Consider the following 24,407-nt stretch of genomic DNA (forward strand, 5'->3'; position numbering starts at 1 on the left):
ACGCAAAGTCAAAAAAGCGTGAATCGATAACAGCTCAATGCTGCGAAATTGACTCAAGTTGTTGCAAGAGCAGCGCCGCCTGGGTCCGCGTGCGCACCCCTAGCTTCCGGAAGATCGCGGTCACATGGGCCTTGATGGTCGCTTCCGACACGCTCAGCTCATAGGCAATCTGCTTGTTCAACAGGCCTTCACAGACCATGGTCAACACCCGGAACTGCTGGGGCGTAAGACTCGCCAAGCCATCACGGGCGGCCTTAGCTTCGTCAGACACGTTAATTTCTTCAAACGCTTGCGGCGGCCAGGACACATCACCGTCCAGCACCTTACGTACGGCGCTCTGGATATCTTCCATGGCGCTGGACTTGGGGATAAAGCCACTGGCGCCAAACTCCTTGGAGCGAACCACCACGTCAGCGTCTTCCTGCGCCGAGACCATCACCACGGGAATTTGCGGGTATTGCCCACGCAGCAGCACCAGCCCCGAGAAACCGTAGGCGCCAGGCATGTTCAGGTCGAGCAGCACCAAGTCCCAGTCGGATTTTTCGGTGAGGCGGACTTCCAGTTCGGCAATGCTGGCCACTTCAACCAGACGCACATCCGGGCCAAGGCCCAGCGTTACGGCCTGATGCAGCGCACTGCGAAACAGCGGGTGGTCATCGGCTATCAGGATTTCGTATGTGGCCATTGATTAAATGATCCTGTTTTTTATGGCTGCCTTGATGGGTTCAAGGTTCGCCAGTACACAAGGCAACGGCCAGGCAGCCATCGCCACAGGGCACGTTCAACGTCAAAAGCACGTGATACGACGTCGAAAATTCACGGTTGCGCCCCAATCGGCGCCCAGCATGCCCAGCGTAGCCTAGGGGGTCAAGCACTACGCCCGAGGGCATTTTAGCGGGGTGCAGGCTTACAGTGCCATCATGCCAACGTCGCCTGGCTATACCGCGGGTATATAGGGCGCAAGACGGGCATGGACGGCATCGGTCGCATCCAGAGGCATCTGGAACTTGGCGGCCAGGTAATGGGTGCTGAACACATCGAGGTAGGCATCCAGCACTTCGCTGGCAACCCCATCGCCAGCCAACTCCAGGCAGAGCGCTGCGACTTCGGCGGTACAGAAATGATCATCACGTTTGGAGCGGCGCAGTTTGTAGCGTGAGAGCTGCTCGGGCGCCAGGCTCAGGACCGGTAAGTGCTCCAGATACGGGCTTTTGCGGAACATCTTGCGCGCCTCACTCCAGGTGCCATCGAGCAGGATGAACAATGGACGCTTGCCCTGCGTCACGATGACTTCGTTGACCACCCGTTCCGGCGCCACAAATTCACCGGGAAATACGATATACGGCTGCCATTGCGGGTCAGCGAGCAGGGTGAGCAAATCCGGCTCGACTTCGGTGCGAGCCCAAGCGAAGGCAGTGGTGTCGTCAATGACGTCGGCGATCAGCCAGCCGGTGTTGCTGGGTTTCATCGGTTCAACATCGTGCATCAGCAGGCACATCGCGGACCGGGCCTCGACTTTCGGGCGCCAGGCACAGAGACAGTACTCGGGAATCACCCGGCAGCCGGGGCAGCGTTCGGCACGGGAGCCTCGGTTGACGAAGGGCTTAATGGCGCGCGCCAGACGCTGGGTACGCAGACGGGAAACGGCATGGCTCATCGGATGCGCCGCAGGAACGGGTAAATCGACACGGATAGAACTCGTGAAAGGCTGAGATGGCCGCAGTTTACCAGCGATACGCCTGGCTGTAGTGGCAAGGGGTCACCTATAATTGCGCGCCACTGAACGCACAGCGCAGTGGCTGGTCTATGCACCAGTAACCGAATCAGGAGAGTTTCATGCTGCGTTCCATGCTGCGCCTTGTCGTCCCATCCATCGCACTTGCGCTGGTATTGCCTGTGGGCGCACATGCGGCCTCGCTGCTGGAGGCCCAGATGAACAGGAAACTGCAAAGCGTCGCGGCAGAAAGCAACAAGGATCTGCCCCGGGAAATCGATGAAAAAACCCTGGAAGTGGCCTACACCGTTGAAGGCATGCAGTTGATCGATCACCTGAGCGTCATGTCCGACCGTGCCGAGCAAATGCGCGCCAACCCCAAGGCTGTGTATTTCCAACTGGGGCAAAGCGTGTGCCTGAACAAAGGCTACCGCGAGCTGATGGCCAAAGGCGCCGTGATGCGCTATGAAATCACCGAGAACAAAACCAACCGCCCTGTGGCTTCGGTAAAGTTCGTGGAAACGGATTGCCCGGCTCCGGCGAAGAAGAAGAAGTAATTCAACCTGACCTTCGCGCGCTGCTATTCAGTGGCGCGCACTCCCCCGCTGCAACGCCCCTCAGACGGCTAGACTCACTCTTGAGCAACCAATAAGCGGTTGCCAGCCAAGGGTTTTTCGGCCCATGATCAAGCCATCCCGACCGCTCGCTCACAGCATTTCTGATGCTGTTCTGTAACATTTTCAGGGCAAAAGAAGGTTGCCCCCTGCGGCAAGCAGCGACACATGCAGTGTCGTAGCCTCCGGCGAACATCTCGTCGGTTACCCGGCCCTGCAAGAAGGAGAAGTTGAATGCCTTACGAACCGAATGACAGCCTGCTCCAGCATTTTGAAAAAAATGGGGCCGACCTCACGCAGCAGGTCGAAGCCCAACTCCAACTGATCGCCCCCGACAGCCCGAATATCCCTCTGTATCGCGACATGATCCTCACCGTGCTGCGCATGGCACAGGATGACCGCAATCGCTGGAATGCCAAGATCACCTTGCAAGCCATACGTGAACTGGACAACGCCTTCCGTGTGCTCGAACAGTTCAAGGGCCGACGCAAGGTCACCGTATTCGGCTCGGCACGTACCCCTGTGGAAAGCCCCCTGTATGCATTAGCCCGGGAAGTAGGCGCAGCACTGGCGCGCTCGGACTTGATGGTGATTACCGGTGGAGGTGGCGGCATCATGGCCGCGGCACACGAAGGCGCCGGCCTGGAGCACAGCCTGGGGTTCAATATCACCTTACCGTTCGAACAGCACGCCAACCCGACCATTGATGGGACCGAGAACCTGCTGTCCTTTCACTTCTTTTTTACCCGCAAACTGTTCTTCGTCAAGGAAGCCGATGGACTGGTGCTATGCCCAGGCGGCTTCGGCACCCTCGATGAAGCACTGGAAGTGCTGACACTGATCCAGACCGGCAAGAGCCCACTGGTACCGGTGGTGTTACTGGATGCACCCGGTGGAGGATTTTGGCAAGGCGCCCTGGATTTTATCCGCAGCCAGTTGGAAGCCAATCGCTATATCTTGCCTACCGATCTCAAGCTGGTGCGGCTGGTGTACAGCGCTGAAGAGGCAGTGGAGGAGATCAATCAGTTTTATGCCAATTTCCATTCCTCGCGCTGGTTAAAGCGCGAGTTTGTGGTGCGTATGAATCACCCGCTCAGTGATCGGGCGCTGGCCCACTTGCAAAGTGAGTTTGCCAGCCTGCGGTTAAGCGGCGAGTTTCAGCAACTCGCGTATACGGGTGAGGAGCATGATGAAGCGAGGTTCAGCCATTTGACGCGACTGGTGTTCAACTTTAATGGACGAGACCAAGGCAGACTGCGGGAGTTGGTGGATTACATCAATTTGCCGGAGAACTGGGCGCAGGCTCAGGGGAAGGCGCAGCAGCGAGTGGCGCCAGAGCCGGCTTGATTTTTTAGTGCAAAAAAAGGCCCACTATTTTCATAGTGAGCCTTTTTTGGTGGTGTTTCAGTGGAAATGGGAGGCGAGCGATTGCGGTGATTGGGGCTGATGCGCAGCCCAGCGCAGGGCAAGCCCGCTCACCACAACATGCTTGCTCTACACAAAAAACCTGCTCACCAATACAAACCCGCAAAAATGACAAGCACGCTCAACACAGTTTCAGTCGTCCATATCTCGGCCGCTGAACAAACGGTTGATCATTTCCATCGAAAACCCGCGGTAACTCAAGAAGCGGCCTTGCTTCGCACGCTCCCGGGCATCAATAGGCAGATGGCCGGAGAACTTGCGACGCCAAGTATCTTCCAACTGCGACTGCCAACTAATCCCGCACTCACGCAACGCAAGGTCGATATCGGCACGCTGCAGGCCACGCTGGCTCAGCTCTTCGCGAATACGCGCAGGGCCATAGCCGGAACGGGCTCGGTAGGAGACAAAACTTTCGAGGTAACGGGATTCCGACAGCAGCCCTTCTTCCGTCAAACGGTCAAGGGCCGTGTCGATCATCTCAGGGTTTGCGCCGCGCTGACGCAGTTTGCGCGTCAGCTCGACTCGACCATGCTCGCGTCGAGCGAGCAGGTCCATAGCAGTGCGCCGAACGGCGACGAGTGTATCCAGTACAACAGTCATCGTTTGCTTCAGACGTCAGTGTCGGCTTCTTCCACTTCTGCAACCGGCTCGCGGTTGGCAGCAGCTTTCACGTCGGGAGCTGCAGTCAGCAACTTGTCGCGGATCTGCTTCTCAAGTGTGGCGGCGATATCCGGGTTATCTGCCAGGAACTTGGCCGAGTTAGCCTTGCCTTGACCAATCTTGCTGCCGTTGTAGGCATACCATGCACCGGACTTCTCGACGAAACCGTGCAGCACGCCCAGGTCGATCATTTCGCCGTTCAGGTAAATACCCTTACCGTACAAAATCTGGAATTCAGCCTGACGGAAAGGCGGGGCCACTTTGTTCTTAACGACTTTAACGCGGGTTTCGCTACCGACAACCTCGTCGCCTTCCTTCACCGCACCAGTACGGCGGATGTCCAGACGGACCGAAGCGTAGAACTTCAACGCGTTACCACCGGTGGTGGTTTCCGGGCTACCGAACATCACGCCGATCTTCATACGGATCTGGTTGATGAAGATCACCAGGCAGTTGGCGTTCTTGATGTTACCGGTGATTTTACGCAGCGCCTGAGACATCAGACGGGCTTGCAGGCCCACGTGCATATCACCCATTTCGCCTTCGATTTCAGCCTTGGGTACCAAGGCAGCCACGGAGTCGACCACGATCACGTCGATGGCGTTGGAGCGCACCAGCATGTCGGTGATTTCCAGGGCTTGCTCACCGGTGTCCGGCTGGGATACCAGCAGGTCATCAACATTGACACCCAACTTGCCGGCGTATTCAGGGTCCAGGGCGTGCTCGGCGTCGACGAACGCGCAGGTGGCGCCCATTTTTTGCGCTTGAGCAATCACCGACAGGGTCAGGGTAGTTTTACCGGAAGATTCAGGACCGTAGATTTCTACGATACGGCCTTTTGGCAGGCCGCCAATGCCGAGTGCGATGTCCAAACCCAGAGAGCCAGTGGAGATAGCCGGGATCGCCTGACGGTCGTGATCGCCCATACGCATCACGGCACCCTTGCCGAATTGACGTTCGATCTGACCCAGGGCCGCAGCCAAGGCTTTCTTCTTGTTGTCGTCCATTAAAGTCCTCACGTAATCAATAAGGCCGGGGCGGCCAACACCTGTATAAGTAGACAGTATTGTTCCACAAAGATTGGAGATCGCCTACCCCTGATTTTCTATTTCTGCTGCAGCTCGTCGCAACAAGCCCTCAAGCGCGGCCTTTACCGTTTGTCGGCGGACCTCATCGCGGTTGCCCGGGAAGTGCGCGAGCTCGGCCGTGACCTCATCACCCACACCAAAGGCCAGCCAGACAGTGCCTACCGGTTTGTCCGGCGAACCGCCGTCAGGCCCCGCCACGCCGCTTACTGCAACAGCGAATCGCGACAGGCTTTTTTCCTGCGCACCGCGCACCATGGCCTCCACCACTTCCTGGCTGACGGCGCCCACTTTCGGAAACAATGTTTCCGGCACATTCAACTGCCGGGTCTTCTGACGATTAGAGTAAGTGACGTATCCGGCCTCGAACCAGGCCGAACTCCCCGGGATCCGCGTAATGGCCTCGGCGATACCGCCACCGGTACAGGATTCGGCCGTGGTGACGTGGGCATTGAGCACCTGCAGGCGGCGACCCAGTTCAGCAGCAAGTTGAGTGATTTCCTTCACGACGGTCTCCAGAAGTGGGCGGGGGTTTGCCTACCCTACAGGAGCAAATCGCTCATGCAAGCGACAGACTGGAACAAGAGATTAGCGGGTGACAGCGCGCACATAAGCCTGGCAAGCGCGCAAGGCGATCAGTCCTTGGTCGCCGGCATCGGTGATGCCGATAATTCGTTGAGCATGCGCCGGGTCAAGGCGGGCTCGCGCGGCTGCATGAACCACGCGGACGGCGGTGGCGGCGGTTGGCATTGCACAGCCACTGGCGGGCTCGGCTGCGTCGAGAAGGACTGACAACCGCACATCAGCAGTGGCGAGGCGGTCGCGCAGAGCAGCCTGGTTATGTTGCGCATCGCTTAACTCCCGAGCATGGTGTTGGTCGCTGGCACTGAGCTGTTGCTCCAGGGCCAGCCGTTTGTCCTGCTGTACCTGTTGCTGGCGCAGGGCCGCCTGGGTTTGTTGACTGAGCGCCTGGGCATGGACAGCCGCTTGCCGCTCCAACTGCGCCCCCAATCGCCAAGCCTGTACTTGCCAGGTCACCGCCACTAACAGGCAAACACCGATCAATCGCCAAGCCCCTAGGAAGCGCATAACACCGCTTTCGCCCGCGCCCACAATCGCAAGCGATCCTCGAGCCCATTCAAGCCGCCGTTGATCCGCCGTGTGATGGCGGTGAACTGGTCCTTGTCTGCCAGCTCATTCAGGCCATTGCTCTGCCAGAACCAGGCGGCCGACTCAGCCGCCCATTGTGGTTGCTCCAACAACGTGGGATCTCTCAACAGACGATCATCACCAAACAACGCCTGGCTGCAGACCAGGTAATTGTGACGACCGGTGATCTGGATCAGCCCCCTGCCCCGGTACAACTGACCATCGCCATCCGCTTCAGAGGTGTTGCCCAGGCGCGCGGCCAAGCCGCCGGTGTCGTATTTGCTCAGGTAGTGATCGCTGCCCAGTTCACGGACGTAACGCAGCTCGCCGGATTCGTGGCCGATCTGGGCGAGGAAGGCGGCGATGCGCTTCGCACGGTCAATCTCGAAGCGAACGAAAGCCGCATTTAAGGGCGTTAAAAAAAGGCCCGCTCTAAGGCGGGCATCCGGCATAACGCCGAGCAGTTGGGGAAGTGTTATCACCATTGGTTTTACTCTCGAAAAGTATCTATATCGACAACCCACCCGCCGTGATCGAACTGCGGTATCCCGTCGCCGGATCGCCGACATGAACCACCTGCCTTATCGACCATCGTCCCTGCATATAGGACGGCCAGCTCTCATCCAGCACTAACAGCCCTTCCGCGGCCAACAATGGATTGCCCGGGCAATCGATCAGCAACTTTAAATTTTCACGCCCCACACGGCGTAGTTCGCCTTCGGCAACGGCGCGGGCTTCGGCTTCGTTCTGGTAGCGTTGGCGCAACGTCTTGAACGGCGCATTCCCCACCTGGACTACGCGCTGCTTGCCGGCAGAGGCATCCCACCAACTGGCGCGGCAGCCTTCGTATTTCGAGCGGGTTTTTTCGTCGAGTTTGGCGGTGATGAAGCTCTGTTCACCGGGGCGGTTATCATCCGTCACGGACAGCTTCACTTCCGGCAGTAGCTGGCCGGAGAGCGACTTGACTCGGCCGGCTTCGGCCAACACATAGAGTTCGTTAAACGGTTTGGTCACCGCATTATAGAGTCGGGCAAGGCGCGAAATGAACGCCATGTCGCTTTCGTTGGACTGGTCGATGTGCGCGATCGCAATCCCCTCCAGCGCTGGCGCCACTCGCGGTGAATAGCCGTGACGACTGACCAGTCGGCGAAACAGCGCGCCCAGGGTGGTCCGACCGTAACTTGCGGATCGACGCTGGCGGTAACCCGTTGCATCGACCACGCTGAAGGGCGCTGCGGTGGCTACGATCATCAAGCGCATGGGAAACAGCACCGGGGTCCGTTGGGTGACGACAAACTCGCCCTTCTCCACCAACCCCGTTTCCAGGTAACCGACACGCAAGCCGATCTTGCCGTTCAGAGTGGGCAGGCCGTCAAGCCCCTCGATATTGAGGGTCAGCTCCAGCCGGTCAGTCTCAATGCCGGCAGCGTCAGTGTGGCTCCAGCGCATCAGGCGTTGATTGAGCAGCGCCGCGTTGGCGCCATAAAACTCCACGATAGGCGTAAATCCCTGTGCCATGCGGCCTCCTTAATCCCAGGCCAAAACGGGACGCACAGCACCTGACCGGGCTTGCATTTCAGGCACGATCACCCACACGCCGGCCGGTAGCACCGGGCCATATTCGGCAAGTTCGGGGTTCAAACGCCAGAGGGTTTCTTCCGCTGCGTCATCGCAACGGCCCAACTCCCGATAAAGCAACAGATTGACCGAATCACCGGCGATACTTCGCACTCTACGCATTGACGAATTCCTCCAACTCCAGCGTCCAGGCCATGACCATAGCGGTTCCGTCATCGATCACATTGCTCTGGGTTTCCACCACCGAATTAATCCGCCACAAGCCCCAGTTACGGCCGATGCCGTCAACCAAAGGCAACGGCGCACGCGTGTTTTGCAGCGCGCGCAACTCGTCCAAGCGCTGCATGCCGGTGGCGTACATCGCCGTACCGATGAACGTGAGCTTTTCCAGCTTCTGCCCGCTCTGTCGCGACTGGGGCTTACTGGCAATAATCACCAAGTCACTCCAGCCGCCGTCGTTGGTACGTACCAACGACGAATAGGCAAACCCTCGGGACAAGCCAAAGATAAAGTCGCCGAGCACCATTTGTTGTCGCATCAGTCACCTCCTGGAGAATCGGCCAGTGCCGCATTGCGTCGGATGCCCAGGGTGTCGGTGACCATCGGCATGCATTGGAACTGCAAGGCTTGGATTACCTGGTTGACGACCTGCTGGGCGTCGGCGGGGTTTACACCGGTGATCTGGATACTCGGGGCGAGAGTGACTTGCACGTTATCCGTGCGCGCCGCGTTGAGTTCCTTGCTCACCGCATTGGGTGCAGGCAGGCGATCACTTGAACTGAACAATTTGTCGCCCAGCCAGGCGCCCGCCTCACTGCCCAGCAAACCGCCAATTGCGCCACCGACAGCGGTGCCAACGCCGGGGAAAACCAGAGTGCCGATAGCGGCGCCTGCGGAGGCACCGGCCCAGGCACCGCCGGCGGTGCTGAGGCCTGAGCCGACGGCGTTTACGTCACCATTGCGTACGCCTTGAACCACATTGACTGCAGCGTCGACGTACCGCAGCGGACCGAGACGGCGGGCGCCGACCGACTCCAGCCGGTTCATCGTGTCAGCCAGGCGGGAGGTTGCCGGCATTGATACGCGGACAACATCCCCAATGGAATGACTCAAAGGGCTGGGCGATATAGGTTGGGGAGTATTCGCACCCACTTGGCCGGGCATCGGAACCAAGCCTCGTTCCAACGCGTCAATTAACCCAACGCCCTTGCCTGGCGCCAGATTGCGCACGGCACTGCTCCCCAGCCGAGTGTCCGGCGAACTTGGGGAGACACGCTGAGTTGTTGCGCCGCCATGAAAGCCTAATCGTGGGGCTTCCAATACCTTGCTCACCTTCTCGAACAGGTTGCGCACCGTCGCGTTAAACCCACTGGTCGCTTTACTGGAGGTAGAGGTGTTCCTCAACCTCGCCAACCTTGGTCTACCCGAATTTTTGCGCCCGCTCGTGTACTTTGGTCCGAAGCGCTCGCGCCCACGTAGCGCCTCGCTGACGCCTGGGCAGCAACCGTCGCTCCCCTTGCTGGCGCCCTTGAACAACGCGCCAACGCCGGGAATTTTACCAAGCGTCACCTCAAGTGTTTTGTCTGAAACCTTGGTCCTGGCCGACTCCGCCAGGCCTTCACCCGACCACTTGAGCAACTGTGTGATCGAGGATTCGTCGGCAGACGCTTTTTCTTTCGGCGTGTTTTTCGCTTCACTGCCGGTGGAGCCGCCAGCCGTGCCCGCCAGTGCTGCGCTCGTAATAAACAATGTGCTGTTGAGTGTTTCCAGTGTTTCACGCAGCCGCACTTGCTCCAGGGTCAAGGCGTTGATATCCACACTGACGGTGATCAGCGCCGAGCTGAGTTCCGACTGCGGCTGCAGCGCCGCCTCCAGACTCAGAGGAGTGGCAAGGCTTGCGGAAAACGGCGCGAGCACACTACCAAGCTCCACATCGCCGATCATCCAGCGCTTGTCTTCCTGGGCGAGCCTGGTCCGATATTGAGTCTCTTGCATCCCGCTTACTCCTGTTTAACGCCAAGGCGAGTGATCGCGATGTCGTAGCGGCGCAATGCTTTGCCGGCGTCCCAGTCAAGGATCTCAGCCTCATTGACCGAATAAATCAGCGGCACCACATCGAGGATTACTTCGATGTCGCGCTCCGAAAGAAGTCCGCCGGTTGATTTAAAAAATCGTCGATGCGCCCCTGCAGTTCGGTCCAGTCGGGCACGGTCAGGTTGGCGAGGTCGGGGATCATCAAGCCGGTGCAATGGGCGGTAATGAACTCGGCGCGCTCTTTGTTGGTGACGAGTTTTTTCATCACCTTGGTGGCACGCAGAGCGGGTATTTCCAAGGGCAGTTCAGTGAGCGTCCGACCGGCCGCGTCGAGAGGCAGCAACAATTGGACGGGCTGGTCGTGGGTTGCCGTCGCTTGCTCATCCAGAAAAAACGACGCAGGACGCGTCGACATCTCGTGTACGTATTGGGCGATGCTGACGTAGTCCGGGCGCTTGAGTTGGTCGAGCTCTTTTTCCGACAGGCCGGTGGCGAGTTTTGCCAGTTCGAAGAACTGGTCGTCCTCGTCGTCACCGGCCCGGGCCAGCGCGGCTTTTTGCGCGGCGTAGTACAGCGGCTTGAGTTGCACCTGCTGGATCGTCGCGCCGGTGTCGGCGGTGATCGGAGACAGCAGGAGGTGCAGCGGTGGCATCCAGGCCATGGGGCAATTCCTTGATGAAGTAAGGGGCGAGCACGCCCGCCCCCGGAGAGTTACGGCATCAGCACCGCACGGCGGGCATCGCCGAGGATGTCTACACCATTGAGCACGAACTTCTGGGTGCGCACGTCGATGTCGATGACCGGGATGCCGTTTTCCAGGCGGTTGTAAGTGCGGCAGGAAAGCTCAAGCGTGGTGAGAGCCTTGTCGCCCATCTTCAACTTGGCTTCGGCGAGGGATTTCAGTTTGCCGCCGACCGTGTGATAGGTGAAGTAGGTCTTGCCGTCCTGATCCTGGCCGGCTTCCCGCACGTTCAGCAGGATGTCATCACCCAGGCGCACGCCCAGGGCCAGCATGACTTCCGGGCCCGCACCCTGCAGCACCAGGGTGGCATTGAGCACCTTGCCGCTCTTGGCCATTTCCTCGGCGATAAAGCGCCCGCCGGACATGGATTCCATGTCGAATTCGATCTTCGGCGGAGTGAATTCCTCAACCGTCGCGGACAACGGCAGGCCTTGAAGGGTGGCCGCAATGGCCTGTCTGACTCGGTTGGTAAACATTAGAGAACGTCCTCCAGGAACTGCTCGATGATTTCATCACGGGCGTTGAGTTGATAAATCATGTGTTCGTTCGGCGCATAGCGGCCGTAGTCGATAACGATGAACCAGGTGCCGTTCTTGTACTTCTCGACACTGTTGAGTTCCGGGTGCAGGTACACGCTGCCGCCGGGGATGGTTTCGTCGGCGACCAGGGTTTGCAGCCAGTCGTTGATGCGCTTGACCTCCTGGTCCATGAAGGACTTGGTGAGGTTCTTGGCCATGGCCTTTTGACCCGCCTTGACCAGCTTGCGGCTGATGGCGTCTTCCAGGCCGACGTAGCTGATGAACTTGCCGGTGATGGAGCGGTTACCCAGCAGCGAAAAACCGCCGAGGATGGTGCGGGCGTAGTAGCTCACGCCGTAACGGTTGAGCAGGTCGCCTTCGGTGGAGGTGTCGAGGATGTTGTACTCGACCACGCGGGAAACGTCCTCGGCGAACGTCACCTGGTTGCCTGGGCTTTCCCACTGCTTGACCTTAGCCAGCGCAGCGATCGCCAGGGACGATGGCGCGAGGAACACGTTTTTCTTCGCCGCCTTGGAGTACACCGACGGCATGTTGTGCACCAGCAGGCAACGGTCGAAACCGAGGTCGGCACCGCCCAGTTCACCGCTGTAGGTCACCTGATCGGCCACCGCAGCGTCCTTGCCATCCAGCACCACACGGGCCTTGATACGCTTGCCAAAGGCAGCGAACTCACCGGCCACCGCCTTGGTACCGGTGAAGCCTGGGGCGCCGATGATGGTCAGGTCTTCCGGCACGCTGGCCAGTGCCGCCAGGCCCAGCTTGCGACCGGTGACCGGCTCGTTGCCGCCGATTACATTGTTGATAGTGTCTGCCGGGGTGGCGCCCTCCTCCACGATCACCACGTAGACAGGAACCTTGACCACTTTGAGGATCTGGTAGACCGCGTGGAACAGCGTGCCAGACTCCGCACCAGTAGGGTCCAGCAGCGCCTGGGTGGTGAAACTGTTGATTCGGAACGGCGCGTTTTTCGGGATCGACGCATGGGCATTCGGCGCGGTGCCGACCAGGCCGATCACGTTGTCGCCGAGGCCACCCATGGCCTCGGGGGATTCGGTGGCATTCACAGTGATGCCGTTGTGCTCGAAGTTCAGAACCTCAGCCATGGTTAGTCAGCCTTCTTGGTGGCGGCCTTTTTGGCCGGGGTGGCGTTGAGGACGCTGGTCAGTTCCAGGCGACCAGCGGTGCGCAGGGCGGATGCTTCGACGTCCAGCAGTTGCAGTTCCTCGCCGACGGTGGACCAGTGGCCACCTCCGGTGGGGAATGGGATGAGGACGGTGTAGGTTTGGCGGTGGGTCATAGGTGGGATCTCCAGGCACAAAAAAACCGCTCACGGCGGCGGGTCATTCAACTCGGGAAAGAAAACGCCCCGTCAGTGCAGGGCGTTACTTGGTTAGTTCGGCAATCCAGGGCGCAGCCATGGGGCGGTGTTCGCTATCCGGGAAGGCGGATGATTGCGGCCAGTCGCGCAGAGATTGCACGTACAGCAACAATTCAGAAAACTGCTCATCCTTCAGCGTTGTTTCAGCGCGGATTTCAAGCTGATCGAGATGACGCTCACGCAGCCATTTAACGCTTTCAATTTCAGCGTCTCGCCAGATGCGCTCAGCACCTTCGAGGTCGATCTCAATGACCGGAGCACTGATCAAGTAGGGCTGCCCTTTATTATCGTGTGTTCGGACTTTGCCTCGTTCTGGGTTTGCAATAACCCTTAGAAAAACTTCATCCGAGATTTCCACTGCATCGCCCGGAATACTCTCGCCATGCATCGCTGGCAAGTACGTGCAGCCTGTTGATGGACTGTAAAAACGCATAGATTCTCCTTATCTACCGAATGCAAACCAGCGCGCGACAACGGTTGCCACAGATGAAACTTGCTTATCGCACGTCAAGTACATGCCTTTTTTCGTCACCTGATGCACATAAGACCCGATCACGGAACTCAGAATGCCGCTCTCTACAGTCCAGTCGGCATAGAGCACAGAAATTGGGAACTCAACGGGAAATGAAACGGCCAGTAAGCTATCGCCATCTGTCTGATATTCAACGGCGCCCCATTGAATAACCAAGCCGCCTAACCAGCTTGGGAAAACGAAATAACCCGTTGGGGTAAAACTTGCGGCAAAACCCAGGCGCAGCTTTTTTGGTGTAATCATTACCAAATCATTTGCGCTATCAAGCATTTGCACGGCAGTGGCGACCTTTGCGGTGCCTTGGTTGAGTTCGGTCGCTTGGGCAGCCAATGCCGCGAGGGCTGCGATATCGATGGTTCCCTGGTTGATCGGCGCGTTCCAGGCCTTGATGCACCACATCACCGCTAAATTGCGGCCCCGAGTCTCAATCGAAGTCCGAACCGAACGCGAAGCATCGAAGCTCAGACTTGCTCCCATCTGAACATTCGTGGCGTCACCAATACCGGGAGCAGTTCTCAAAGTGACACCAAATGCGCCGGTTGCAGTCAAATTACCTTCACCGAGAAACTGGTAAGGCGCTGCGGGGTCCGCTGCAAGGTTGCCGACAATATTCTGTATTGTATCGATCTGATAGCTGCCGATTGAACGACCAGTATCGACTGCGCGCCCATGATCCCACCCGCGCAAAAACTCCCCACGTGACTCCGGCAATCGAAAGGTACCAGCCGCCTCGTCCCCTTTATTGAACGCACCAGCGAGTAACTTCGCCAAGTCGGGATAAGCCGCGACACTCTTAACGCTACCGTCAATCTCCAGAAAACCCGGCGGGATCTTGTCGACAGGGAACGCCACCATAGAACCCACTGGCAACGCCGAAGCCTTGGCAATCATCGCCTCAATCTCAGCCTTGGAATACGTCCCCTTCGCCAGGTAATCCATCACCCAAGCCCGAGTCGCCTTCACCACCGTGTCATCAATCAACAACGTCACGATCGACGCATTACTGGTCTCAAAGATCGAGCGAATATAAAACTCTTTCCCCGATCCGGACGTCGCCAGAATCGGCTTATACGACTCCGGATATTTAACGACGGCATACAAGATCCCGGTATCCGTCCACAGTCCGGCTTCCCGCACATACCACCCGCCAACATCCGACGGAATGGTGACTTCGGCCATCAGCCAGTTGGCGTTTTTATCATCTTGAAACAGTGCATTCAGGGGCCCACGCCAGACTTCACGCTTGAGCGCCTTGGCGTTGGCATCGGGGTTGTAGACGGCACCGTTACCGTCACCGACGGAAATCTGCGCCAGTTTGATCGGTACGCCGGCGGCCTTGCAGGCGGTTTCGTAGGCGATCCCCGCGTTGGTGAGCAGGGTGTAATAGTCAGCCATTTAGTGCTCCTGTGGATAAAGGGTGGTGGTTTCGACGGTGTAGAGACCGGCCGCCATAAAGGCGCGGCCCGAGGCCTCGACGCCAGCCAGCACGTTTGGGTAGATCGTGGTCATTTCGCCGCACAGCGTGGCAGCGCCAATACTGCGGCGGCCAAAGGCGCTCAAACCCACGGAGATCGACAGGATGTCGCGTTCGCTTTTGGCATCGGCCAGGCGGCGGTCGAGTCGGGCATCGACGGCTTCGCTGTAGGGCAATTCGGTCCAGGCCCGTACGGCAAAGCTGTAGGGCACGCCCGGCGGTTTCTGCTCGTACCACGCACGCACTTCTGGACTGAGTTGCAGACCCTTGGCGGCGTTTTCCAAGGCCTGACGGGTGCCGGCCTGGCGTGCGGTGGGCCAGGCGAGTTTGACGGTCAGGCGCTTCTCGGACTCAGGGGCTGTGGCGCTCCACTCGTTGACCGCACGGTCTGCCGCCAGGTAGGGCAAGAACGCCGCGGGTGTACGATCCGGGTCCATCAGTTCGGGAAACGGAGGGGTGACCCGCTCCAACAACATCCCAAACCCCAGATCCAACGCCTTTTCCAGCGGTGAGCTGTTGGCGGGCAATAAACTCGCTTTGGGTTCACTCATAGCGTGCGCACCTCCACCTCGACGCCCGTGCAATACGGGGCCTGGAATGCCGTGCTGATGATCGGCGCCAGCGGCTCGAGGATCTGCAGTTGCGCGGCGCCAGCGCTGTGGATCGCATAGTCGATCCAACTTGGGTCCACGCGGCCTTCCAGGCGATGGCAGGACTCTGCGTAGTTTTGCAGCAGTTTCTGCGCAGCGACTTGAGTGAGTCCGGAATCCGGACCGGCGTTGATTTTTGCGACCACGCGAATGTTGTAAGGCAGGATCTGCGCACCTTGGACGGTAACCAGATCGGTCTCAGGTCGTACATCGGGCCGTGCGAAATGTCGCCGTACGCCGTCAAGCAAATCGGCGGAAGCAGTACCATCCCCCTCCCTGGACAGTACGGTGACCCTCACTTCGCCAGGCGCCGTGCGCCGTCCGTTGCCATCCTTGACCTGGGCCGCGTAGCCGTCAGGATCGAAGGTGTAGCTGACGGTCACCACGCCCGGTGTGGCGCTCTGCACGTTGACCGACGGCCGCTCGCCGAGGGTAAAGACTTCGCGGCGATACTGCATACGCGAACCCGCGGCCGGTGCGTGGGGCGCCAAGTAATAGCGCAGGCGCGCATCGTCATCGCTTTCCAGGGTTGCGGGTACCGGTGGGAAAGCCGCCGGATCACCGGGGTCGAGCACTTGGCGCTCCAGGCCCATATCGGCCAGGCGTGCATCCAGGTTACTGCCGGTGGCCCACCACGCCAGCATCTGCTTGATGCGGGCGTTGTACTTGCGTTCGTGGGTTTGCAGGCGCACGCAAAAAGCTTCCAGGGCTAGTGTCAGCAGCTCGCTTTCGTTGTCGAGGCTGACCTTGAGTTTGGCCGCGCTTTGCGGCGCGCGGGTGGCGACGTAATCGACGACAAACGCCTTGAATTCCGCCAGCAGCGGTTCGAATTCATCGACCGCGATAATCGCCGGCTCCGCCAGTTGGTTCTGGCCTGGGATCAGCATGCTCATGTCACGACCTCGAAGGATTGTTGGCGGTTTTTCCAGGTGCCGGCAAAACGCAGCAATAAACCGGCGCCCTGGCGGGTGGCGACGATGACCTGGGGTTGAAAGTCGGCAATGCCGTTCTGGGTGTTATAGAAGGCTTGTGCGGCATGGCTTTGAGCAAGGATCAGCAGGTCGTCGCCGAGGTTCTGGCCGAGCAGTTGCGGGATCATCGAGCCGTACATCGGGCGCTTCTGACGAGTGCCTAAGGGGGTGGTTAGCGCTCGGGTGGCACGCTGTACGAATTGCAGCCAGTCATCGACGGCTGCCCCCGTGTTCCTATCGATTCCGATCATGGCAACTCCTTATGCGCGGCTGATCACGCGCCCCTGGTGATCCACCACCGGGCCGCTCAAATGCACGCCGGCGGCATCCAGCGAGAGGCCGGTGGCGCCGAGTTGCAGGGTGATGCTCTGGGCACTCATGGTCAGGCTGGCAGCGCCGACCTTGATGTCGAGCTGTTCGCGAGAACCGCTGAACGTGGTTGGGCCGTTAATCCAGTTGAAGGTGTGGCTGGCGTCGTCGTAGTCGCTTTGGGTGCCATCCTGATGGCGCCGCCGGGTCAGCGAGGCCACGCTGGACACCGGTGGAAACAGACTACTGTTCAGTCCGAACAGTGCCACAGACTGCGTGCCCCCTTCCCCACCGCCGTAGTTGAGCAGCAGGCATTGTTCGCCCACCGATGGAATACGGGTTTCGGTCTGCGCACCGGCACTGGGGTTGAAGAATCGAATCGCCGGGGTAAGCAACTCACCGTGGCTGACCTTGCAGGTATTGCTGGCAGCGTCGACCTCCTGGCACACGCCAATGCGGCAGAAACTTTCCGCGCGTCGATACAAGTCTTCGAGCTGGGCTTCCATTTCCGCCAGGCGCTCGACAATCGGCCCCAGTTGCATGCGTAACAATGCGTCGAACATGGACTACTCCTGCAGGGGCCGATATTGATCCGGATCGTCGATGTCCGAGACTTCCCAGGTGCGGGCAAACAGCGGCGTACCTGTGGGATCTTGGAGCAACGACGGGCCGAGATAGAGGGTTTGGGTGAAGGAAACGACCCAGGTGTCGTAGTCCGTTTCGGCACTGGAAAATCCGGAAGGCGCCGCAACGATCGACGTGGGCAAATCGCACTGACCCGACGGCAGGCCCCAGCGGTTATCCAGGGCCAGGTCCATCAGTTGGCTGGCCAGGTCGCACGCGTCAAAAGGTGCCGCACCGCTGGCGACCGTAGCCCTGAGTGAAACCGACAAAACATGTGCCTTGCGCCCTTCAGGGGAACGAACCCCGGGGCCGTTGCGTTCCACACTGATCAGCACACCGGTGTGATCCCCGGCGTCGGTAAAGTCCTGGTGGTTGCCTACCTGTAATTGTGGGAAGGCACGCTTCAGCGCGTCCCCAATTGCTACAGGTAGTTGGGAGGGGTTTTCGATAAGTGTCATCAGTTGCGTCCTTGCAGCAGTTACTGCTGATCCGGGCGGGACGTCGGCGCTTCGTTGACCCCGATGCGCTTGGCCGCCCAACGTTCATAAAGGCCGATGGCGACGTCTGCGCCGGCCATGGCCGTCAGGCAACCAATGGCGCCGGCGGTCCAGATCGACATGCCGGCGGCGTAGCACAGCATCAATGCCGAGACTCCGCAGACCATGCATGCCCCGGACCGCAGGGCCAGGCGCCGGACCAGCGACCAACCACGGGCGCCCTCCTTGTCGGCGCGCCACATTTCGCCGGATACGCCGCCGATCAGAGCCAGTGCGATCACCAGCCAGATAGGCATTTCCGCTAACACTTGCTGCTCGTTTGTCATGTCACGCCTCCTGGCTGCGCATTGCCGGCAAAGACCCGGCTTTTGGGTAAATCCATGTATAGGTAGGCATTCCAAAAAGCCCGGTTGCCCGGGCTTTTCAGTAATGCGGTCCAGCTTCGATCTTTCGGCGCTACTGGCGCGGTACGGATCTTTCCTCAATGTTTTTCCGACCACGATCCCTGTCTGCCGGATAACTGCTTCTGGTGCTTTACGCTGCACACCCGGGTCAGTTGCCAACCCTCTGAACCGTTAAGGCCGGTTCATCGCTGCCTGTTCTTGCAAAGCTGTGAAACTAAAGAGCGTCGGCATCCTTGCCGGTCTTGCCTGGCATCCCTGCCATCGCTCTGATGGCGTCCTTGCCGATGTTGCGTGCCTTCCTTGTCTTCCTTGGCAGCATCCTTGCCGCCTCCACCAGGCCTTGTTGGCTGGCTTGAGACGAAGAATATGCATGTATGCATATACAGTCAATGCATAAATGCATTTATTTTCAGCGCGATCATGCATGAATGCATTTACGACCTTATGGGTAAAGGGTTCGACGATTTTCTACAGACGAAAAAAAACCCGCTCGACGGCGGGCTTTCTCTTACACAAGAAGGTTAACGGGCGTACATCCCCCACCAGAACACATGGCCAAGGATGCTGATCTGCTCATCCTGAATATCCTGGAAGCTGTAGTCCTCATCCGGGTGTTCATCGCGATTGAAACTACGCAGGCGAATACCGGTAGGCAGGCGATACAGCTGTTTCACCCGCAACTGGCCATTGTGATTGATGGCATACAAGTCGCCATCGACGATGTCGCCGATGCCACTTTTACCAGCATTCACGCCGACCGTCGCACCGTCACGCAGCACCGGCAACATACTGTTGCCACGCACCGTTACGCATTTGGCCTGGTCGAACTGCACGCCGTTATGCCGCAAGCTGCGCTTTCCAAAACGCAGGCTGGCTTTCTCGCTTTCCTCGATGACGAATCTTCCTGATCCAGCAGCCAATTCAACCTCGCGCAGAAAGGGGATCGACACCTCGTCCTCATTAACGGGGGTGTCGTCGTCCCAAAGGCTAATGTCCTTGAGTTCCGAATGCATTGGATCTCGCTCGTCATCTCGCGAAACGCCCACCGCCACGCGCCCGCGCAACTGGTCGGTGCTGATGCGGAAGTATTCGGCAATACGGGAAATGTGCTTGTCCGACGGGTCAGCGATCTTCCCGCTGAGGATCCGGGACAACGTGGATTGAGGCACACCGGTGCGCCGGTGAAGCTCCGTGGGAGAGATCCGGTCGCGGTCCAGCAGCTCTCTTAAAACGATAGAAACATTGCGTTTTTGCATGACGCGGATAGTGACGGGAGACTTGGAGAATGGCAAATGCTTAATCGCATAAATGATGCATTTTTATGCATTTGACACCCTTTTTACCGCCTAAACGGACTCATCCCAGTGGCGAGACTCCCGTCATCATCGTTCCGCCCTCGAAAGCGGATTCCCTTAGGCTATTTCTAAACGTAAGATCCTTGATACCAAGTCGTGCATAACAGATACAAAAGGAAGAATCTGTCAATGGATACCTAATATGCACGCTAGGAAAATAAAAACTACTCAAGGAAATTTAACGTTGATCTCAAAATTAACATCAAGAATCATCAGAAAACTTCGAAAATACTCAAAGCTACCTATCAGCTATAAATACAGAAGCTTTTCAATAAACTTGCCGGCACACCACCTATTACCTGAATTTCAAAAACAACACCCAAAATATGATAGGTTCTTGCCACACCTAACACGCTACATCAATGACTCAGAAACCATCATAGATATAGGTGCCAATATCGGAGATTCATTAGCGGGCATGGCTGAACAGAATACCACTGCTAATTATATCTGCATTGAAGCTGATGATTCTTTTTACAGGCACTTAGAAGATAATGTCAAAAAAATAAAAACCTCAATAAACCACTTAAAAGTCACTACAATAAAAGCCCTGGTAGGAAAAAACATCTCCAACGTCTCACTTGACGGACAAAACGGGACAAAACACGCGATATTACAAAATGAGGGCGGCCTAAAATCGTCGCCACTCGATGAGCTGATCCCCAATGAATCCAGCATACGCATCTTGAAAAGTGACGTTGACGGGTTCGATTACGATGTACTTGATTCTTCCATGGTAGTTATAAAAAAACACAAACCAATTCTTTTCTTTGAATGCCAATACGATCACGAATACCAAAAAGCAGGCTATTTAAAAACGCTCAGCGCGCTTCAGCAGGCAGGCTATTGTGATTGGGTGATTTTTGACAACTTTGGCGAAATCGTCATTCGCACAGGCGAGATGAGCATTATCGTCCAGCTCATAAACTACATCTGGCAGCAAAACACTGGACGCTCTACACGAACAATTTACTACTACGACATTTTGGCAGTCCACAAAGAGGACTCTTCGCTCATAAACAAGGTTCTTGAAGAATACACTTCCCCTTTAACCTGACCATTTGTAGATATCCCCAAGCATGAGCGCCTACAATCCAACTCCGGCTGTCTGCGACCATAGATGCCAACCTTATAAATCTGCGATCACCTGCTTGGCGAACAGGCCTGCAGCCTTCAGCTCAGCGCGCAGTAGTAAAGCGAAGATTGGCTAGGCAATGTGCGAAATGGAATAACACGGATGACTTCATGGCGAGATCAGAGCTTCTGGAGCAAGGTGCAGACATGCACCCTACTGGCGCTCATTGGGATGTTCACAAGCTACACCGACGCGCACTGGATAGAAGGAGCCTCATCCAATAGTAAGCGGGTCTTCAGCCGAGGCTTCGTTGTGCTCTGCGCAATAGTGGCTGGGATTGAGCTGGCATTGCTCAACCACTTCTATGCTTCGCCCGGATGAGGTGACCGCGGGGAATGGCCGGCCCTGATATCGTCTCGCCCTTAAATCAAAATGGAAACATCGACGAATGGACTCATGGAAAACGCTGACAATCGCTGTCATGGTGCTGATGGGCAATCAGGCAGTGGCGGCAGAAAATGCCAACCCCTTCGATAAAGCGCTGATGTACTCCACGTTCGTGCCAACCATCTTGGTTGCAGGCACTACTTCTCTCACGACCGAAGCGCCAAAGCTTTTTACATCATCGAAAACCGACGCCCTTGCGTTTATCGGTTCGGACGGCGAAATCCGCGGGGCCGAGTTTGAACGGGCATCTCGGTACTATCATTCGACCTACCCCGCGCCGCTTATGTCCGACATGCAATTGGCCAAGGCTATCGCCGTTTCGTACTGAGAGAGGCGTCCATATTCAGCACAGGCCGAAAGGCAAAAGGGGCGGTGCATTTAAATAAATGCGCCGCCCCTTTTTTACGTTTTACCTGACCGTTTGCGACCTGCGAAGGGCCGACCTCGCGTGTTAACCTTGCGGCCATTGCAAAATCAGCAGGGCCGAGCGCCCCACCTTTGCCCCACTCCTTTCAACGAATTTGCTAACTATCTGATGAGTAAACACACTTCCGATCTGTCCTCCCATACGCCAATGATGCAGCAATACTGGCGCCTGAAAAACCAGCACCCTGATCAGTTGATGTTCTATCGCATGGGCGACTTCTACGAGATCTTCTATGAAGACGCGAAGAAGGCCGCCAAGTTGCTGGACATTACCTTGACCGCACGCGGGCAGTCGGCGGGACAGTCAATTCCAATGTGTGGGATTCCTTACCATTCGTTGGAAGGCTATCTGGTCAAGCTAGTGAAGCTGGGCGAGTCGGTGGTGATCTGTGAGCAGATCGGCGACCCGGCGACCAGCAAGGGGCCGGTAGAGCGTCAGGTGGTGCGCATCATTACACCGGGCACGGTGAGTGATGAGGCGCTGCTGGATGAGCGTCGCGATAACCTGATCGCTGCGGTGTTGGGCGATGAACGGCTGTTCGGCCTTTCCGTGCTGGACATCACCAGCGGCAATTTCAGCGTGCTGGAGATCAAGGGCTGGGAGAACTTGCTGGCGGAGTTGGAGCGCATCAATCCTGTTGAACTGCTGATCCCGGACGATTGGCCGAAGGACCTGCCGGCGGAAAAACGCCGTGGGACCAAGCGCCGTGCGCCGTGGGATTTCGAGCGTGATTCGGCGCTCAAAAGCCTGTGCCAGCAGTTCTCGGTACAAGACCTGAAAGGCTTCGGCTGCGAAACCCTGACCCTGGCCATCGGCGCCGCCGGTTGCCTGCTCAGCTACGCCAAGGAAACCCAGCGCACTGCCCTGCCGCATTTGCGCAGCCTGCGCCATGAGCGCCTGGACGATACCGTGGTGCTCGATGGTGCCAGCCGTCGCAATCTGGAACTGGACACCAACCTGTCCGGCGGGCGTGACAACACGCTGCAATCGGTGGTCGACCGCTGCCAGACTGCCATGGGCAGCCGCCTTCTGACACGCTGGCTGAATCGTCCGCTGCGGGATCTGAGCGTACTGCAAGCGCGTCAAACCTCTATTACCTGCCTGCTGGATGGCTATCGCTTTGAAAAGCTCCAGCCACAGCTGAAAGAAATCGGTGACATTGAGCGGATCCTGGCACGGATTGGACTGCGAAATGCGCGCCCTCGTGACTTGGCACGCCTGCGCGACGCCCTTGGCGCCCTGCCGCAGTTGCAAGTGGCGATGACCGAGTTGGACACGCCGCACCTGCAACAGCTCGCAATCACGGCGGGCACCTACCCGGAACTGGCCGCGTTGCTGGAAAAAGCCATCATCGATAACCCGCCGGCGATCATCCGTGACGGTGGTGTATTGAAGACCGGTTACGACACTGAGCTGGATGAACTACAAGCCCTGAGCGAAAACGCCGGGCAGTTCCTGATTGACCTGGAAGCCCGCGAAAAAGCCCGCACCGGCCTCGCCAACCTGAAGGTCGGCTACAACCGCGTGCACGGCTACTTTATTGAGTTACCAAGCAAGCAGGCCGAGTCGGCACCGATCGATTATCAACGTCGCCAGACCCTCAAAGGCGCCGAGCGCTTTATCACACCGGAACTCAAAGAGTTCGAAGACAAGGCGCTGTCAGCCAAGAGCCGTGCCCTGGCCCGCGAGAAAATGCTCTATGAGACCTTGCTCGAAGACTTGATCAGCCAACTGGCGCCGCTGCAGGACACTGCCGCCGCCCTGGCGGAGCTGGATGTATTGAGCAACCTTGCCGAACGTGCGTTGAACCTTGATCTCAACTGCCCACGCTTTGTCAGCGAACCGTGCATGCGCATCGTGCAGGGCCGCCATCCGGTGGTGGAACAGGTCTTGACCACGCCGTTCGTCGCCAACGACCTGTCCCTGGACGACGATACACGCATGCTGGTGATCACCGGTCCTAACATGGGTGGTAAATCGACCTACATGCGCCAGACCGCTTTAATCGTGTTGCTGGCGCATATCGGCAGCTTTGTGCCGGCGGCCAGTTGCGAACTGTCCCTGGTGGACCGGATTTTCACCCGGATCGGCTCCAGCGATGACCTGGCCGGTGGCCGCTCGACCTTTATGGTGGAAATGAGCGAAACCGCCAACATCCTGCACAACGCCACCGAGCGCAGCCTGGTGCTGATGGACGAAGTGGGTCGCGGCACCAGCACCTTCGACGGTTTGTCCCTGGCATGGGCAGCCGCCGAGCGATTGGCGCATCTGCGGGCTTACACACTGTTTGCCACCCACTACTTCGAACTGACGGTGCTGCCGGAAAGCGAGCCACTGGTGGCCAACGTGCACCTCAATGCCACTGAGCACAACGAACGCATCGTGTTCCTTCATCATGTGTTGCCTGGGCCCGCGAGCCAAAGTTACGGACTGGCGGTGGCGCAATTGGCCGGTGTGCCGAACGACGTGATCGTGCGTGCCCGTGAACACCTCAGTCGCCTGGAAACCACGGCTCTGCCCCATGAAACCGTGGTTACCAGCCCAGCCAAGACCGCCAACAAACCTGCCGCGCCTCACCAGAGCGATATGTTCGCCAGCCTGCCACACCCCGTGCTGGATGAGCTGGCCAAGCTTGACCTGGACGGCTTAACACCGCGTAAAGCGCTCGAAATGTTATATGCACTGCAAGTTCGGATATAACGCAGACGCTTGCAAGCTGGTAGA

General features: G+C 58.0%; 29 protein-coding genes. 5 read left to right on the forward strand and 24 right to left on the reverse strand.

All coding sequences use genetic code 11. The features are described from left to right. Positions 1–34 precede the first annotated feature (34 nt). Together erdR and ACKZ62_RS22510 are read right to left on the reverse strand one after the other, a co-directional pair. Positions 35–685: a response regulator transcription factor ErdR gene (erdR, locus tag ACKZ62_RS22505; RefSeq protein ID WP_032891760.1), complete on the reverse strand. Its 651-nt coding sequence runs from the start codon at positions 683–685 to the stop codon at positions 35–37. A 252-nt stretch (positions 686–937) separates the two neighbouring features. Further along, positions 938–1,657: a tRNA-uridine aminocarboxypropyltransferase gene (locus tag ACKZ62_RS22510; protein WP_447095849.1), complete on the reverse strand. Its 720-nt coding sequence runs from the start codon at positions 1,655–1,657 to the stop codon at positions 938–940. Positions 1,658–1,836: 179 nt separating this feature from the next. On the opposite strand from ACKZ62_RS22510, the gene ACKZ62_RS22515 reads away from it, so the two are divergent. After that, positions 1,837–2,271 (forward strand): PA3611 family quorum-sensing-regulated virulence factor, encoded by a 435-nt coding sequence (locus tag ACKZ62_RS22515; protein WP_032891764.1) that lies wholly within the window; start codon positions 1,837–1,839, stop codon positions 2,269–2,271. Positions 2,272–2,562: 291 nt separating this feature from the next. Then, entirely contained in the window at positions 2,563–3,675 is a 1,113-nt protein-coding gene (locus ACKZ62_RS22520) for an LOG family protein (protein WP_339480044.1), read from the forward strand. 210 nt (positions 3,676–3,885) lie between these two features. Here ACKZ62_RS22520 and recX read toward each other — a convergent pair whose 3' ends face one another. From recX to ACKZ62_RS22630, 22 genes are all read right to left on the reverse strand, one after another. Beyond that, on the reverse strand, positions 3,886–4,353 hold the full coding sequence (gene recX / locus ACKZ62_RS22525; protein WP_099601243.1) for a recombination regulator RecX: 468 nt from the start codon (positions 4,351–4,353) through the stop codon (positions 3,886–3,888). 8 nt (positions 4,354–4,361) lie between these two features. Then, the gene (gene recA / locus ACKZ62_RS22530; RefSeq protein ID WP_032891767.1) at positions 4,362–5,420 is read right to left on the reverse strand and encodes a recombinase RecA; all 1,059 of its coding nucleotides are present in this window, start codon (positions 5,418–5,420) and stop codon (positions 4,362–4,364) included. A gap of 84 nt (positions 5,421–5,504) precedes the next feature. After that, positions 5,505–6,005, reverse strand: coding sequence for a CinA family protein (locus ACKZ62_RS22535; RefSeq protein WP_032891768.1), 501 nt, complete (start codon positions 6,003–6,005; stop codon positions 5,505–5,507). An 81-nt stretch (positions 6,006–6,086) separates the two neighbouring features. Beyond that, the gene (locus ACKZ62_RS22540; RefSeq protein WP_099601242.1) at positions 6,087–6,587 is read right to left on the reverse strand and encodes a lysis system i-spanin subunit Rz; all 501 of its coding nucleotides are present in this window, start codon (positions 6,585–6,587) and stop codon (positions 6,087–6,089) included. Beyond that, positions 6,575–7,132, reverse strand: a complete 558-nt coding sequence (locus ACKZ62_RS22545) for a glycoside hydrolase family 19 protein (RefSeq protein WP_099601241.1) — start codon at positions 7,130–7,132, stop codon at positions 6,575–6,577. The genes ACKZ62_RS22540 and ACKZ62_RS22545 overlap by 13 nt, the downstream gene beginning before the upstream one ends. A gap of 22 nt (positions 7,133–7,154) precedes the next feature. Then, a complete protein-coding gene (locus ACKZ62_RS22550) occupies positions 7,155–8,165 on the reverse strand; it encodes a phage late control D family protein (protein WP_447095850.1) in 1,011 nt (336 codons plus the stop codon). Between the two features lie 9 nt (positions 8,166–8,174). Further along, entirely contained in the window at positions 8,175–8,387 is a 213-nt protein-coding gene (locus ACKZ62_RS22555) for a tail protein X (RefSeq protein WP_122752554.1), read from the reverse strand. Further along, positions 8,380–8,763 (reverse strand): phage tail protein, encoded by a 384-nt coding sequence (locus tag ACKZ62_RS22560; protein WP_099601238.1) that lies wholly within the window; start codon positions 8,761–8,763, stop codon positions 8,380–8,382. The genes ACKZ62_RS22555 and ACKZ62_RS22560 overlap by 8 nt, the downstream gene beginning before the upstream one ends. Continuing rightward, a complete protein-coding gene (locus tag ACKZ62_RS22565; protein WP_447095851.1) occupies positions 8,763–10,220 on the reverse strand; it encodes a glycine zipper domain-containing protein in 1,458 nt (485 codons plus the stop codon). The genes ACKZ62_RS22560 and ACKZ62_RS22565 overlap by 1 nt, the downstream gene beginning before the upstream one ends. 127 nt (positions 10,221–10,347) lie before the next feature. Further along, the gene (locus tag ACKZ62_RS22570; RefSeq protein WP_099601236.1) at positions 10,348–10,920 is read right to left on the reverse strand and encodes a phage tail assembly protein; all 573 of its coding nucleotides are present in this window, start codon (positions 10,918–10,920) and stop codon (positions 10,348–10,350) included. A 50-nt stretch (positions 10,921–10,970) separates the two neighbouring features. Beyond that, a complete protein-coding gene (locus tag ACKZ62_RS22575) occupies positions 10,971–11,477 on the reverse strand; it encodes a phage major tail tube protein (RefSeq protein ID WP_099601235.1) in 507 nt (168 codons plus the stop codon). Beyond that, positions 11,477–12,643, reverse strand: a complete 1,167-nt coding sequence (locus tag ACKZ62_RS22580) for a phage tail sheath protein (protein ID WP_099601234.1) — start codon at positions 12,641–12,643, stop codon at positions 11,477–11,479. Before ACKZ62_RS22580 ends, ACKZ62_RS22575 begins: the two co-directional genes overlap by 1 nt. Before the next feature lie 2 nt (positions 12,644–12,645). Further along, on the reverse strand, positions 12,646–12,837 hold the full coding sequence (locus tag ACKZ62_RS22585) for a hypothetical protein (RefSeq protein ID WP_099601233.1): 192 nt from the start codon (positions 12,835–12,837) through the stop codon (positions 12,646–12,648). Between the two features lie 85 nt (positions 12,838–12,922). Then, positions 12,923–13,351: a tail fiber assembly protein gene (locus ACKZ62_RS22590; RefSeq protein WP_164444759.1), complete on the reverse strand. Its 429-nt coding sequence runs from the start codon at positions 13,349–13,351 to the stop codon at positions 12,923–12,925. Positions 13,352–13,360: 9 nt separating this feature from the next. Next, entirely contained in the window at positions 13,361–14,845 is a 1,485-nt protein-coding gene (locus tag ACKZ62_RS22595) for a phage tail-collar fiber domain-containing protein (RefSeq protein WP_099601232.1), read from the reverse strand. Then, positions 14,846–15,475: a phage tail protein I gene (locus ACKZ62_RS22600; protein ID WP_447095852.1), complete on the reverse strand. Its 630-nt coding sequence runs from the start codon at positions 15,473–15,475 to the stop codon at positions 14,846–14,848. After that, positions 15,472–16,467, reverse strand: coding sequence for a baseplate J/gp47 family protein (locus tag ACKZ62_RS22605; RefSeq protein WP_099601230.1), 996 nt, complete (start codon positions 16,465–16,467; stop codon positions 15,472–15,474). The genes ACKZ62_RS22600 and ACKZ62_RS22605 overlap by 4 nt, the downstream gene beginning before the upstream one ends. Beyond that, positions 16,464–16,796, reverse strand: coding sequence for a phage baseplate protein (locus ACKZ62_RS22610; RefSeq protein ID WP_099601229.1), 333 nt, complete (start codon positions 16,794–16,796; stop codon positions 16,464–16,466). Before ACKZ62_RS22610 ends, ACKZ62_RS22605 begins: the two co-directional genes overlap by 4 nt. 9 nt (positions 16,797–16,805) lie before the next feature. Further along, entirely contained in the window at positions 16,806–17,417 is a 612-nt protein-coding gene (locus ACKZ62_RS22615) for a phage baseplate assembly protein V (RefSeq protein ID WP_099601228.1), read from the reverse strand. Positions 17,418–17,420: 3 nt separating this feature from the next. Beyond that, positions 17,421–17,936, reverse strand: a complete 516-nt coding sequence (locus tag ACKZ62_RS22620; protein WP_447095853.1) for a hypothetical protein — start codon at positions 17,934–17,936, stop codon at positions 17,421–17,423. A gap of 20 nt (positions 17,937–17,956) precedes the next feature. Further along, positions 17,957–18,301 carry a phage holin family protein gene (locus ACKZ62_RS22625; protein ID WP_099601226.1) on the reverse strand — a complete coding sequence of 115 codons (345 nt, stop codon included), beginning with the start codon at positions 18,299–18,301 and terminating at the stop codon, positions 17,957–17,959. 599 nt (positions 18,302–18,900) lie between these two features. Further along, complete coding sequence (locus ACKZ62_RS22630) at positions 18,901–19,635, reverse strand: LexA family transcriptional regulator (RefSeq protein ID WP_099601225.1); 735 nt, start codon at positions 19,633–19,635, stop codon at positions 18,901–18,903. A 241-nt stretch (positions 19,636–19,876) separates the two neighbouring features. Here ACKZ62_RS22630 and ACKZ62_RS22635 point away from each other — a divergent pair, with 241 nt between their 5' ends. From ACKZ62_RS22635 to mutS, 3 genes are all read left to right on the forward strand, one after another. Further along, positions 19,877–20,791 (forward strand): FkbM family methyltransferase, encoded by a 915-nt coding sequence (locus ACKZ62_RS22635; protein ID WP_447095854.1) that lies wholly within the window; start codon positions 19,877–19,879, stop codon positions 20,789–20,791. 466 nt (positions 20,792–21,257) lie between these two features. Further along, positions 21,258–21,584 carry a DUF2388 domain-containing protein gene (locus tag ACKZ62_RS22640; RefSeq protein ID WP_032891774.1) on the forward strand — a complete coding sequence of 109 codons (327 nt, stop codon included), beginning with the start codon at positions 21,258–21,260 and terminating at the stop codon, positions 21,582–21,584. A 207-nt stretch (positions 21,585–21,791) separates the two neighbouring features. Further along, the gene (mutS, locus tag ACKZ62_RS22645) at positions 21,792–24,383 is read left to right on the forward strand and encodes a DNA mismatch repair protein MutS (protein ID WP_122680285.1); all 2,592 of its coding nucleotides are present in this window, start codon (positions 21,792–21,794) and stop codon (positions 24,381–24,383) included. The last annotated feature ends 24 nt before the right edge of the window (positions 24,384–24,407 follow it).

The sequence above is a fragment of the Pseudomonas sivasensis genome (assembly GCF_052938085.1).